We start from the raw sequence: 12,671 nt of genomic DNA on the forward strand, positions 1-12,671 counted from the left end.
CCGTGAGAAGGCCTTACCCCATCTGTTCGAGCAACCCGCGCAACCGCTCACGCCCGGCGTCATCCAGCCCGAACACCGGCCTGCGCGGCTCGCCCACCTCCAGCCCGGTCAACGCCAACCCTGCCTTCACCGTCGCCGGCAAGCCGCCCTTGAGGATGAACTCCAGCAATGGCAACTGCCGGTAGAACAGCGCCCGCGCCGCCTCAAGGTCGTTACCCAGCACGGCCTGGTACAGCTGCTGGTTGAGCGCCGGAATCAGGTTGGCTGCCGCCGTGCACCAGCCCGTGGCACCGGCCACGAACGCTTCCAGGGCCAACGGGTTGCAGCCGTTGTAGAACGGCACCTGGCCTTCGCCCAACTGCTGCAGCTTGTGCATGCGCTGGATGTCGCCGGTACTCTCCTTGACCATGGTCACGTTCTCGACCTGGCGCACGATGCGCATGATCAGCTCCACCGACAGGTCGGTGCCGCTGGTGGCCGGGTTGTTGTAGAGCATGATCGGCACGCCGATGCAGTCGCCGATGCTCTGGTAGTGCTGCAGGATCTCGGCCTCGCTCAGCTTCCAGTAGGCCGCCGGCAATACCATCACCGCATCTGCCCCATGGGCCTCGGCAAAGCGCGCACGGCGCATGGCGCTGGCGGTGGTCAGGTCCGAGACGCTGACAATGGTCGGTACCCGCCCGCCAATGTGCGCCAGGCTGAACTCGGCCACCTGGTCCCACTCGCGGTCGCTCAGGTAGGCGCCTTCGCCCGTGCTGCCCAGGGGCGCGATGGCCTGTACGCCACCTTCGATCAGCCGATCGATGGAGCGGCCCAGGGCCGTCAGGTCGAGCTGGGTGCCGTCGGCGCTGAACGGGGTGATGGTGTAGCCGATGATGCCGTGAAAAGTCGTGGACATGAAAAACACTCCGCAGAAAACAGGTTCAGTTCAGGCAATCGGCATGCTGACGCAGGCACTGCCGGGCATAGTAGGCGAACGCCGCGCCGTGGCGCTTGGGGCGGGCGATCCAGTCGTGCGCTTCGCGCCCCAGCACCGGCTCGATGGGCTTGATCTGGCCGGCTGACATCGCCAGCAACTGCAGGCGCGCCGCGCGCTCGATCAACTGCGCGATCACACAGGCTTCCTCGATGCTGGCGCCGGTCGACAGCTGGCCGTGGTGCGACAGCAGGATGGCGCGCTTGTCGCCCAGCGCCGCGCTGATCAGCTCGCCTTCCTCGTTGCCCACCGGCACCCCGGGCCAGCCTTCGAGAAACGCGCAGTCCTCGTACAGCGGGCAGAGGTCCATGTGCGACACCTGCAACGGTACCTCGAGCATCGACAATGCGGCGATGTGGGTCGGGTGGGTGTGGATGATGCAGTTCACATCCGGGCGTGCGCGGTACACCCAGCTGTGAAAGCGATTGGCCGGGTTGGGCATGCCGCTGCCTTCGAGCACCTCCAGGTCCTCGTTGACCAATAGCAGGTTGCTGGCGGTGATTTCATCGAAGCCCAGCCCCAGTTGCTGGGTGTAGAAGGTGCCCGGTTGCGGGCCGCGGGCACTGATCTGCCCGGCCAGGCCGGAGTCGTGGCCGTTGTCGAACAGGATTCGGCAGGTCAGCGCCAGCTTTTCACGCACAGTCCACGTATTATCGGCAAGCGAGCCCTGCATCTGTTCCAGGGCCTGCTTGACCAGTTGGTCCTTGGGGAGTGCTAATGTCTTGGCCATTGGGGTTTCCTCGGTGGCGGATCGGACGTCAGGGCTGGCCCGCCCCGGTTGCTTGAAAGGTGAGCGGGGTGGTCAACCTCATGACACAAACAAGGCTATATGACACAAAGTGTCATTGGCAAGGGAAAGGTTGCCCATTGCACCGGGAATAGCGGCGTTAAATGTCTATCCGATTGAAAGTATTAAGAAAAAAACTTGGGCTGACGCTTGAGACGCTGGCCGAGAAAACGGCCATGACCAAGAGCTACCTGTCCAAGGTGGAGCGGGGTCTGAACACGCCTTCGATTGCGGCGGCGCTGAAACTGGCGCGGGCGTTGAACGTGAACGTGGAAGAACTGTTCGCCGAAGACCAGCCTGCGCAGGCGCGCTACAGCCTGGTACGCCGGGGTGAACGCCAGGCGTTGTCCGGCAGCGCCGAAGGGCCGGGCTACGCGGTGCTGGCCCAGCATATCGGCCAGCGCAGCCTGCTGCCGTTCATCATCTGCCCGCCGGCGGACTTCAGCGACTCGACGTTCAAGGAGCACCTGGGCGAAGAGTTCCTGTTCGTGCACGAAGGGCAGGTGGAAGTGGACTTCATGCACGAGCGGGTGTTGCTCGAGCGCGGCGATGCGCTGCACTTCAATGCCCAGACGCCGCACCGGCTACGCTCGGTCGGGGCGGTGCAGGCGCAGTTGCTGGTGGTGGTGCACGACGCCGATTCGCCGGTTTAACCGGGCTGTCGAATGAACGCCACCGGCACGTGGGCCGTCAGCCATACGCCATTGTCGGCCTGGAAGAACGCCAGGCCCTGGGCGTGCATTGCCGCTGCATCGATGTGCAGCAGTACCGGTGAGCCGTAACGCTGGCCGACCGCAATGGCCGTGGCAGGGTCGTGGGACAGGTGCACGTGGTGACGGTTGCCGGCGATCAGGCCCTGTTGGGCAATCGAGTCGAGAAAGCGCGTTGCCGTACCGTGGTACAGCTCGGCAGGCGGCGCCTTGGGCGCGTACTGGAGCTCGACCGTCGCTGTCGAGTGCCCCTGTACGGCGCGAATCCTGCGGCCATCGTCCGACAGGCCGAAGCGTTTCTTGTCGCTGCTGGCCACCACCGCCTGCAGGTGCGCCAGGTCCAGCGCGCGGCCCTGGCGGGCGGCGCCGGCAATCAGTGCATCGACATCGCCCCAGCCTTCGCTGTCCAGTTGCAGATCGATGGATTCGGGGGCGTGACGCAGCACGTAGCTGAGAAATTTGCTGGTTTCGGTGAAGCGCTTGCTGCTCATGCGGGTCTTCCTTGAACGGTCTGCGCGGCAGCTTATCAGGGCGCGCAAGCGGCGACGAGCGGTGCGCAAGGGGCAGTGGCACGCCTTGAAGCCTGATAGAGTGCGCGTTGTTCCACTGCCCACAGGCCCGCACGCGATGACCACCACCTCGTATTTCTGGCGTGACCCGGCGTTGCCCTTCATCGAGGCGCGCGGGGTCGCAGACGGTCGCAAGGTCTGCTATGCGCGCCATTCCCATGCCGGGTTCTCCATCGGTGCGATCACTGCCGGGCGCAGCTCCTACCTCAGCGGGCACACCTGGCGCGAGGTCGAGACCGGCACGGTGGTGATGATGAACCCCGGTGTGGTGCACGCCTGCAACCCGATCGCCGACCAGCCGTGGTCGTACCTGATGCTGTACGTGGACATGCCGTGGCTGACCCGGCTTGGCTTCGCACCGGTCGCTGCCACCCTGAGTACCGCCCCGGCCCTGTTCGAGGCCCTGTTGCAGTTGTACGACGTGCTCATCGACAACCAGCGTGGCGCGACGTGCAAGGCGGCGGCTGCCGAAGCGTTCTTCGGCGACCTGCGCCAGCAGCTGGAGGCAGCGCCACCGCCGCTGGCCAGGCCGGATGCGCGCCTGGAGCGGGCGGCGGCATTCATTCGCGCACATTGCACCGAACCGCTCAAGCTCGAAGACATCAGCCAGGCCGCCGGCTTATCCACCTCGTATCTGATCCGCACCTTCAAACAGCATTACGGCCTGACCCCGCACGGCTTTGTGCTGGACTGCCGCGTGCAGTACGCCCGCGCCCAGTTGCGCCAGGGCCGGCTGATCGCCGAGGTGGCGCTGGAGGCCGGGTTTGCCGACCAGGCGCATCTGCAACGGGCATTCAAGCAGCACCTGGCTGCGACGCCCGGGCATTACCGCTCAGCCTAGGCGCTGTACGAAAAGCCTTGATACTTGGTGATGCTGGGTTGAAAACAGCCTGACCTTCGTCTTTTTCATACAGACCCCTGCATCAGGTACAGCGCACTCAGCACCAGCAGGGCGGCCAGGCTGCGATTGAACAGGCGCAGGCGCCGCGGGTTGTCGAGGTAGCTGCGGATCAGGCTGCCGGCCAGCGCCCAGCTGCCCAGCGAGAGGTAGCAGATCACCAGGTAGATCAGGCTGAACTGGCCCAGCAGGGCGGTTTCGCCCTGGCCCACGAAGGCGCCGATGCCCGCCACGCAGGCCAGCCAGGCCTTGGGGTTGAGCCATTGCATGGCAGCGCCGCGCAGCAGGCTGGGTGCGTGGGTATCACGCCCTTCACCGAGCGCGCCGTCGTCGCGGGCCAGTTTCCATGCCATGTACAGCAGAAACAGCACCCCGGCCCAGTGCAGGGCAACGGCAAGGCCTGGCCAGTGGCGCAGCACCTCATGCAGGCCCAGGCCGATCAGTACCAGCAGCAGGATGAACCCCAGGGTGGCGCCGGTAACGTGGCGCATGGCCGGGCGCAAGCCATGCCGTGCGCCGGCGCCCAGGGCAACGATGTTGACCGGGCCAGGGGAAATGGAGGCGGCCAGGGCGAAGGCGGCCATGGAAAGGCTGAGGCTCATGCGGCAGATCCTTGAGGGGGAGGGTGCAGCGAGGGTAGGCGGGAAGGTCGGTGGGGTATTGAAGGAAATTGCCCTGTGCCGCAGCGCGTGTTTTGCCACAGATTGAAATAATTTCACGCTGTGAGAAAAGTCAGCTGAAATTGTAGGATCACCGTCCCTAATTGACCCAAGGTTGATATGACTTCGTTCTCGGAGCCTCCCAGTACCCGGCCGTCCTGGCCATCCTCCCTTTCCCGTCCCCGTGACGTTTCCCGCCTGAGTACCTGCCCATGGAATGGCTAGCCGACCCCACGGCCTGGCTGGGCCTTGCCACGCTGATCGTGCTCGAGCTGGTACTGGGTATCGACAACCTGGTGTTCATCGCGATTCTCGCCGACAAGCTGCCGCCCCATCAGCGCGACCGCGCGCGGGTGATCGGCCTGTCGCTGGCGCTGATCATGCGCCTGGGCCTGCTGGCCAGCATCTCGTGGATGGTGACGCTGACCGCGCCGCTGTTCGAGGTGTTCGACAAGAGCTTCTCGGGCCGTGACCTGATCATGCTGTTCGGCGGTGTGTTCCTGCTGTTCAAGGCCACCATGGAGTTGCACGAGCGTCTCGAAGGGCATGTCGCCCACCATCAGGGCCCGGCGCGCCATTCGGCGTTCTGGCCGATCGTGGCGCAGATCGTGGTACTCGATGCAGTGTTCTCGCTGGACGCGGTGATTACCGCCGTGGGCATGGTCGAGCACCTGTCGATCATGATGATCGCGGTGATCTTCTCCATCGGCATCATGATCGTCGCGAGCAAGCCGCTGACCCGCTTCGTCAACGCCCACCCCACGGTGATCATGCTGTGCCTGGGCTTTCTGATGATGATCGGCTTCAGCCTCACCGCCGAGGGCCTGGGCTTTCATATACCCAAGGGGTACCTGTATGCGGCAATCGGCTTCTCGATCCTGATCGAGCTGTTCAACCAGCTGGCCCGCGCCCGGCGCAAACGCAGCCTGCAACAGCACCGGCCATTGCGCGAGCGCACCGCCCACGCGGTGATGCGCATGCTGGGCGGGCGCCGGTTGCAGGCCGACGAGGTGGGTGAGGACATCGCCGACCTGGTCGAGGATGGCGATGAACAGGTGCTGTTCGACCGCCGCGAACGGGTGATGATCAGCGGCGTGCTGAACCTGGCCGAACGCCCCATCAGAACGCTGATGACGGTACGCGCCAAAGTCGACTTCATCGACCTGGCGCAACCGCCGGAGGCGATCCGTACCGCGCTGATGCATTCGTCCTACTCGCGCCTGCCGCTGATTCGCCAGGGGCGGGTGGAGGAGCCGCTGGGCTTCGTGCACAAGAAGGAGCTGCTCAGGGAGCTGCTGGCCGGTCACGAGCCGGACCTGGAGCGCCTGGCGCGCACGCCGCTGAACCTGCTGGAGAGTTTCAGCATCCTCAACGCGCTGGAGCAGATGCGCAGCCAGTCGACCCACATCGCCTTCGTGGTCAACGAATTCGGCGACTTCACCGGCGTGCTGACCATGACCGACATCCTCGAGTCCATCGCCGGCGAGCTGCCCGATGCCAGTGAAGTAGAAGGGCCGGGCATCGTGCAGGCGCCGGACGGCTACCTGGTCAACGGCGCGCTGAACCTGCGCCAGATCCAGGCGCAGATCGGCTTTGCGGCCAAGCCCACCGAGGACTACCAGACCCTCGCCGGCCTGGTCATGAGCCTGCTCGACCGCCTGCCGCGGGTGGGCGATCAACTGACCTGGGGCGACTGGCTGATGACCGTCGAGGCCGTGCAGGAGCGCCGGGTGCGGCAGGTACGGCTTACACCGAACGCCGCCGCTGACGCAGCAGGTGCCTGACCCCCTCGAGCACCAGCACCACCACTGCCAGCCAGATCGGCAGGTAGGTCAGCCACTGATCCGGGGCGATGCTCTCGCCCAGGATCAGGGCCACCGCCACCAGCAGCACCGGTTCCACATAGCTGAGCAGGCCGAACAGGCTGAACGCCAGCAGACGGCTGGCCATCACGTAGGTGACCAGCGCCAGGGCGCTGATCACGCCCAGGATCGGGATCAGCACATAGAGCTGCGGGTGGGCCAGCAGGTCGGCTGCGCTCAGCGGGCCCTGCACGATGAAGTACACCGAGGGCGGCATCATCAGGCACATGTCGGCCCACAGCCCGCCCAGGTGATCGGTGCGCAACTTGCGCCGCAAGATGAAGTAGAACGGGTAGCCGCCGGCCACCAGCAGGGTTTCCCAGGCGAACGAGCCATGGCGTATCAGTTCATGCCCCACCCCCACCACGGCGCAGGCCACGGCGACCTTCTGCAGGCGTGACAGGCGCTCGCCATACACCACCCGCCCGGTCAGCACCATGGTCAGCGGCAGCAGGAAGTACCCCAGCGACACCTCCATGCTGCGCCCGTGCAGCGGTGCCCACAGGAACACCCACAGCTGCAGCCCCATCAATGTCGAGGTACCCACCAGCCCCAGCAACAGCAGCGGGTTGCGCCGGATGCGCTGCAGTACGCCGATTGCCAGTGGCCAGTCCTTGGACAGCAGCATGAACAGCGTGATGCACGGCAGGGTCAGCAGCATGCGCCAACCGAAGATTTCCTCGCCGTCGAGGGGGGTGAGCAGGGAGGTGTAGTAGTACATCAGGGCGAACAGACACGACGCCATGACCGATGAAACGATGCCTCTGGACAAGGGGGCCTCGGGAGCACGAAGGGGTAGGGAAGTGGTGAGCGCGCATGATCTCAGGGGCGCGTCACCTGGGCAACCGGCTGTGTGCCCAATGCAGCCACGAACTCGGCCAACGGCATCGGCCGGGCGAACAGGTAGCCCTGCTGGAAGTCCACCCGGTGCCGGGCCAGGTAGTCGCGCTGGGCGATGGTCTCCACGCCCTCGGCGACGATGCCCAGGCCCAGCTTGCCCGACAGCTCGATGATGCTGTCGAGGATATGCAGCGACAGGGCATCGACGCCGATCATGGCCACGAAGCTCTGGTCGATCTTCAGGTAGTCGACCTTGAACTGGCGCAGGTAGCCCAGGCTCGACTGGCCGGTGCCGAAGTCATCGATGGCGATCATCACCCCCAGGGCCTGCAGACTTGCGAACAGCTGCTCGGTGGTGTCGCTGGGTACCACCAGCTTGCGCTCGGTCAGCTCCAGGGTCAGGATCACCCGGCCAGGCGGGAAGGCGGCGAGAAAATCGCGGCAGTCGTCATACAGGGCCATGTCCTGGCAGTGATCGGCAGTGATGTTGATGCCCACATGAAAGCCGTCGCCAAAGGTCTGGGCGTGGGGCGCCAGGCCTTCGGCCACGCGCTGCATCAGGCGCCGGGTCATGGGCACGATCTGGCCGCTGTGCTCGGCATAGGGAATGAACAGGTCTGGGCGCACCATGCCTTCGCGCGGGTGCTGCCAGCGCATCAGCACCTCGGCGCCGGCCCAGCGGTAGTCACCCTCGCGCACCACCGGCTGGAAGTACGGGATGAACTCGTCGGCCTCCAGTGCCCGTTGCAGCTCCACCCGTGGCGAACTGGCCCTGCGCAGCTGCCAGCGGCAGGCCGCGCCGGCCATCACGCCCAGCAGGGTCACCAGGCCGAACAGCCCCGGGTACTCGGCGCGCATCAGGCGCCAGGGCTCGCCAGCGGCATAACCGCTGTGCACCGAAAAACGATAGCGCTGCGAGGCCTGCTGCGTCGGCGCCACGGCAAACACCGGGGGCGGGCCCTGGTGCACCACGCCGTCTTCGCCCATCCAGTTGGGGCCTACCTGCAGCACCAGGGTGGTGCCCTGGTCGAGCAGCTCCAGGGCGCTGCTCAGGTGGTCGCCATCGACGGTGGTGATGGCGCCGTCGTTGCCCTTGCTGAGCCGGTAGGCCAGCAGTGCATGGCCGGGCGTCACCGAGTTGCCGTTCATCAGCCACAGGCTGCCATCGACATAGTCCTTGGCATCCACCGGCTCGCTGAAGTTGCCAAACAGCGAACTGCAGTACAGGTCATTGTCACGAAACAGGTTGCTGGAGCGCACGAACGAGCCGCGTGTCACCTGTTCGCGCAGGGCCAGCGTGGCCTCTGCGCAGGGTTGGCGGGTCAGGGGCAGCAGGGCCTGGGCGGCGCCGGCGATGTTGTCGAGGATGCGTTCGAAGTGCCCGGTGACCAGGGCGGCCGTGTTCACGGCCCTGGCCTCGAGCTCACGCTGGGCCTGCCAGTGCATGATCAGCACGCCGGACACCACCGGTATCGCCCCCACCAGCCATGGCAGCAGGGCTCGCAGGGTCCAGCGACCGGGGCGTTTTTTCGTGAGGGGCATGGTGGCTACCTGTGCGGGATGAGCGCGGATGATTTCAAGGGCAGGGTTTCCCTGGTACCCCGAGCGCACAGCATAGCCGTTCATCGGCCTGTATACAGCTGAGGCGTCAGCCTGATGTACTGCAGGGGAGGCTGCCGCTGTCGGCAGGCCCGGGCACTAAAGTACTTACAATTTTTCTTACGCCCTGTAGAATCGCGTTACGCATACAATAATAAGGTCCTTCGCCACTGGAGGATCAGACGGCCGAGAATAGGTCCCATATGAAGTGTCATGGGTTCAAACTGATTTATGGTGACTACCTCGCCCGCAGTGTGAGGGGCATCTCCTGCGCGCCGCCACGTTCGCTCCACATCGACAGCAAGCTACCCCTGTGATTTGAACGCTTTGATGATGAGGAAACGAACATGGCAGATATCTTCGAAAACCCGATGGGCCTGATGGGCTTCGAGTTCATTGAACTGGCCGCACCTGTCCCGGGTACCCTGGAGCCGATCTTCCAGATCATGGGCTTCACCAAGGTTGCCAGCCACCGCTCCAAGGACGTGCACCTGTACCGTCAGGGCGGCATCAACCTGATCCTGAACAACGAACCCAAGAGCGTGGCGTCCTACTTTGCCGCCGAGCATGGTCCGTCGGTGTGCGGCATGGCCTTCCGTGTGCGCAATGCCCATGAAGCCTATGCCCGTGCCCTGGAGCTGGGTGCCCAGCCGGTCGAGATCGAGACCGGGCCGATGGAACTGCGTCTGCCGGCGATCAAGGGTATCGGCGGCGCGCCGCTGTACCTGATCGACCGTTTCGAGGAAGGCAGCTCGATCTACGACATCGACTTCAAGTGGATCGAAGGCGTGGACCGCAACCCGGTCGGCGCCGGCCTCAAGATCATCGACCACCTGACCCACAACGTGTATCGCGGGCGCATGGCCTACTGGGCCGGCTTCTACGAGAAGCTGTTCAACTTCCGCGAGATCCGCTACTTCGACATCAAGGGTGAGTACACCGGCCTGACCTCCAAGGCCATGACCGCCCCCGACGCGATGATCCGTATCCCGCTGAACGAGGAGTCCTCCAAGGGCGCCGGCCAGATCGAAGAGTTCCTGATGCAGTTCAACGGCGAGGGCATCCAGCACGTCGCCTTCCTCACCGACGACCTGATCAAGAGCTGGGACGCGCTGAAAAAGCTCGGCATGCGTTTCATGACCGCGCCGCCGGATACCTACTACGAAATGCTCGAAGGCCGTCTGCCGAACCACGGCGAGCCGGTGGGCGAGCTGCAGTCGCGGGGCATTCTGCTGGACGGCTCGTCCGAGGCGGGCGACAAGCGCCTGCTGCTGCAGATCTTCTCCGAAACCCTGATGGGCCCGGTGTTCTTCGAGTTCATCCAGCGCAAGGGTGACGACGGCTTCGGCGAGGGTAACTTCAAGGCCCTGTTCGAATCCATCGAGCGCGACCAGGTTCGCCGCGGTGTACTGACCGCCGAATAAACGCGGCGCGTATGCAAAAAGGCCATCGAGCATGCCTCGATGGCCTTTTTTTGTGCCTGCGCCGGCCTCAACCGTAACGACGCACCGATGGCGCGCGGCGGTTGCGAAACAGCGTCCAGTACACCGCTGCCGAGGTCATGACGCCCACCAGCAGCAACGACGGGATGATGGCCTGGGCGTTGGACAGCATCGCCTGCCAGATATGGCCGTCCGGGTAGCCGCCATGGATGGTGTACCCGTAACTGGCGGACAGCACGCGGACATGCTGTTCGGAGTGATCGGGCAGCACGTCGTCGAAGGTGCTGCCCTCGCTCCACAGGTAATCGTCACCGAACTGCAGCACCAGATTGGCGCTGGCCTTTACCCGCTGCATCGTGGCTTGCAGGGTCTTGGCGTCGACCAGGGCCAGCACGCCGAGCGGGTACTCCTGCAGGCGGTAATACAGGATGGCCGAGTCCGGGGTCACATCGTTGCCCGGCTCCAGGCGCAGGCGCTGGTTGAAGAAGCTGCCCGGGTCGACCAGCAGCTGGTATTCGCCGTGCACCGTGCTGCAGTAGGCCCGGTTCTCGCGCACCAGCACCAGCGAGCGCAGCTCGGGGCGCATCACCACTTCGGTACGCAGGCTGGGCAGGGCCCGCGGGCAGGGGAAGTCCGCCAGGTTGAGCACCTTGTTGCTGGCATTGTGCAGCGAGTCGAGGATGCGATCGATGTCCTGCTGGGTGTGCTGGATCGAGACCAGGGTCGACTCGGCCAGCATCTTTTCCACCTGCCAGCTCATGATCAACAGGCCGCACCCCACAGGGGTCAGGCCGATCAACAGGATGACCAGCAGTTCCAGCAGCACACGGCCAGCGCGAAATTTGTGACGGGGCATGATTCACCTATGTTGACAGAGCGGGCCGCAGGGGCGCGCGGGCATCTTGAGCGGATGCCGTTCAGCATAAGTGAGGGGCGTAGTTTGCCCTTGTAAGACGCGACGACATTGGCCGTGCTATTCGTCGACGCTCCGGGGGGCTAGCCTGCCTTCGATGCGGCCAGTACTGCCAGCACCTGGCGTGCGACAGCGGCCGAGGAGGCGGGGTTCTGCCCGGTGATCAGGCGCCCCTCGCGCTGGTCGCGCACCACGTATTCCTGCCAGGGGTCCTCGGCCTTGCTGTACAGGCCACCGCGCGCGGCCAGTTCGTTCTCGGTCAGAAACGGCACCACCTTGTCCAGTTCGACCAGTTGTTCCTCGACGTTGGAGAACCCGGTAACCTCGCGGTCCTTGAGCAGCAGGGTGTTGTCACTGAGCTTGATGTTGAGCAGGCCGACCGCGCCATGGCACACCGAGGCCACCACGCCGCCGGCCTCGAAGATCTGGCGCGCCAGGCCCTGCAATGCCGTGTTGTCGGGGAAGTCCCAGATCACCCCGTGGCCGCCGGTGAAATAGATCGCGTGGTAGTCCTGCGCCTTGACCTGGTCAGGGGCCAGGGTGGCGCCCAGGCGGTTCATGAACGCCTTGTCGTCGTACCACTGCCAATCCAGGTCCGGGGCCATGCTCAGGCTGTGCGGGTCGATCGGCACGTAGCCGCCGGCGGGGCTCACATAGTCCACCTTGCAGCCGGCCTTCTCGATCACCGCAACGAAGTGCACGGCTTCGCCCAGCCACAGCCCGGTGGCGCGCTTGAGGCTCGGATACCTGGCGGTATTGGTCAGCACTACCAGTACTTTCTTGCTCATTGCAGCGTTCCTCTGGTGATCGGGCGCGGGGAGGGGGGGGGCGAAGCAAACCTATAGAGCATAGTCGCGGCCGCAAAACCCGCCATCGCCCAGGGCGTTGTGCTAGTTTCCACCCATACAGCCGCTGTCACAGGAGTCACCGCCATCATGTCCACACACACCGACCCGTTCATGCAGGCCGCCATCGACGAAGCGCAGAAGAGCCTGGCAGAAGGTGGCATTCCCATCGGCTCGGTGATCGTGCACCAGGGCAGGATCATCGGACGCGGCCACAACCGACGGGTGCAACAGGGCAGCGCGATACTGCATGGTGAAATGAGCGCGCTCGAAGATGCCGGGCGCCAGCCGGCCAGCGTGTACGCCGACGCCACCCTCTATACCACCCTGTCACCCTGCGCCATGTGCAGCGGCGCCATCCTGCTGTACGGCATCAAGCAGGTGGTGATCGGCGAGCACCACACCTTCCTGGGCGAGGAGGACCTGCTGCAGAGCCGTGGCGTGAACCTGCAGGTGCTGCATGACGCCACCTGCACCGGCCTGATGCGCAGATTCATCGAGGACCACCCCCAGCTCTGGAACGAAGATATCGGCGAGCAGTCCGAGCCTTGAGCCCCAAGGAAGCGCACCC

Annotated in this window: 13 protein-coding genes; 5 read left to right on the plus strand and 8 right to left on the minus strand. The window is 64.8% G+C overall.

What is annotated here, in order from left to right:
* Nucleotides 1-13: 13 nt before the first annotated feature.
* A complete protein-coding gene (locus ACPRTJ_RS21920) occupies nucleotides 14-898 on the minus strand; it encodes a dihydrodipicolinate synthase family protein (RefSeq protein WP_043862937.1) in 885 nt (294 codons plus the stop codon).
* A 25-nt stretch (nucleotides 899-923) separates the two neighbouring features.
* Entirely contained in the window at nucleotides 924-1,706 is a 783-nt protein-coding gene (locus tag ACPRTJ_RS21925; protein ID WP_043862936.1) for an aldolase, read from the minus strand.
* Nucleotides 1,707-1,867: 161 nt separating this feature from the next.
* Here ACPRTJ_RS21925 and ACPRTJ_RS21930 point away from each other — a divergent pair, with 161 nt between their 5' ends.
* Nucleotides 1,868-2,416 (plus strand): helix-turn-helix domain-containing protein, encoded by a 549-nt coding sequence (locus ACPRTJ_RS21930; protein WP_043862935.1) that lies wholly within the window; start codon nucleotides 1,868-1,870, stop codon nucleotides 2,414-2,416.
* On the opposite strand, the gene ACPRTJ_RS21935 is transcribed toward ACPRTJ_RS21930, so the two are convergent.
* Nucleotides 2,413-2,964, minus strand: coding sequence for an RNA 2'-phosphotransferase (locus ACPRTJ_RS21935; protein ID WP_078480160.1), 552 nt, complete (start codon nucleotides 2,962-2,964; stop codon nucleotides 2,413-2,415). The genes ACPRTJ_RS21930 and ACPRTJ_RS21935 overlap by 4 nt on opposite strands.
* Nucleotides 2,965-3,100: 136 nt before the next feature.
* Between ACPRTJ_RS21935 and ACPRTJ_RS21940 the strand changes: the two genes are divergently transcribed.
* Nucleotides 3,101-3,883 (plus strand): AraC family transcriptional regulator, encoded by a 783-nt coding sequence (locus ACPRTJ_RS21940; protein WP_078480159.1) that lies wholly within the window; start codon nucleotides 3,101-3,103, stop codon nucleotides 3,881-3,883.
* Between the two features lie 65 nt (nucleotides 3,884-3,948).
* Here ACPRTJ_RS21940 and ACPRTJ_RS21945 read toward each other — a convergent pair whose 3' ends face one another.
* Nucleotides 3,949-4,542 (minus strand): LysE family translocator, encoded by a 594-nt coding sequence (locus tag ACPRTJ_RS21945; RefSeq protein ID WP_054915382.1) that lies wholly within the window; start codon nucleotides 4,540-4,542, stop codon nucleotides 3,949-3,951.
* Between the two features lie 269 nt (nucleotides 4,543-4,811).
* Here ACPRTJ_RS21945 and ACPRTJ_RS21950 point away from each other — a divergent pair, with 269 nt between their 5' ends.
* Nucleotides 4,812-6,383 (plus strand): TerC family protein, encoded by a 1,572-nt coding sequence (locus ACPRTJ_RS21950; RefSeq protein ID WP_043862931.1) that lies wholly within the window; start codon nucleotides 4,812-4,814, stop codon nucleotides 6,381-6,383.
* On the opposite strand, the gene rarD is transcribed toward ACPRTJ_RS21950, so the two are convergent.
* On the minus strand, nucleotides 6,346-7,233 hold the full coding sequence (rarD, locus tag ACPRTJ_RS21955; protein WP_043862930.1) for an EamA family transporter RarD: 888 nt from the start codon (nucleotides 7,231-7,233) through the stop codon (nucleotides 6,346-6,348). The genes ACPRTJ_RS21950 and rarD overlap by 38 nt on opposite strands.
* A 50-nt stretch (nucleotides 7,234-7,283) precedes the next feature.
* Nucleotides 7,284-8,843 (minus strand): EAL domain-containing protein, encoded by a 1,560-nt coding sequence (locus ACPRTJ_RS21960; RefSeq protein WP_043862929.1) that lies wholly within the window; start codon nucleotides 8,841-8,843, stop codon nucleotides 7,284-7,286.
* Between the two features lie 404 nt (nucleotides 8,844-9,247).
* On the opposite strand from ACPRTJ_RS21960, the gene hppD reads away from it, so the two are divergent.
* Complete coding sequence (hppD, locus tag ACPRTJ_RS21965; RefSeq protein WP_054915379.1) at nucleotides 9,248-10,324, plus strand: 4-hydroxyphenylpyruvate dioxygenase; 1,077 nt, start codon at nucleotides 9,248-9,250, stop codon at nucleotides 10,322-10,324.
* A gap of 67 nt (nucleotides 10,325-10,391) precedes the next feature.
* On the opposite strand, the gene ACPRTJ_RS21970 is transcribed toward hppD, so the two are convergent.
* Entirely contained in the window at nucleotides 10,392-11,198 is an 807-nt protein-coding gene (locus ACPRTJ_RS21970; RefSeq protein ID WP_043862927.1) for a CSS-motif domain-containing protein, read from the minus strand.
* A gap of 140 nt (nucleotides 11,199-11,338) precedes the next feature.
* Nucleotides 11,339-12,043 carry a type 1 glutamine amidotransferase domain-containing protein gene (locus ACPRTJ_RS21975; protein WP_426427290.1) on the minus strand — a complete coding sequence of 235 codons (705 nt, stop codon included), beginning with the start codon at nucleotides 12,041-12,043 and terminating at the stop codon, nucleotides 11,339-11,341.
* Between the two features lie 147 nt (nucleotides 12,044-12,190).
* Between ACPRTJ_RS21975 and ACPRTJ_RS21980 the strand changes: the two genes are divergently transcribed.
* Entirely contained in the window at nucleotides 12,191-12,652 is a 462-nt protein-coding gene (locus tag ACPRTJ_RS21980) for a nucleoside deaminase (RefSeq protein WP_274096410.1), read from the plus strand.
* The last annotated feature ends 19 nt before the right edge of the window (nucleotides 12,653-12,671 follow it).

This window comes from Pseudomonas palmensis (genome assembly GCF_049942755.1).
Taxonomy (GTDB): domain Bacteria; phylum Pseudomonadota; class Gammaproteobacteria; order Pseudomonadales; family Pseudomonadaceae; genus Aquipseudomonas; species Aquipseudomonas palmensis.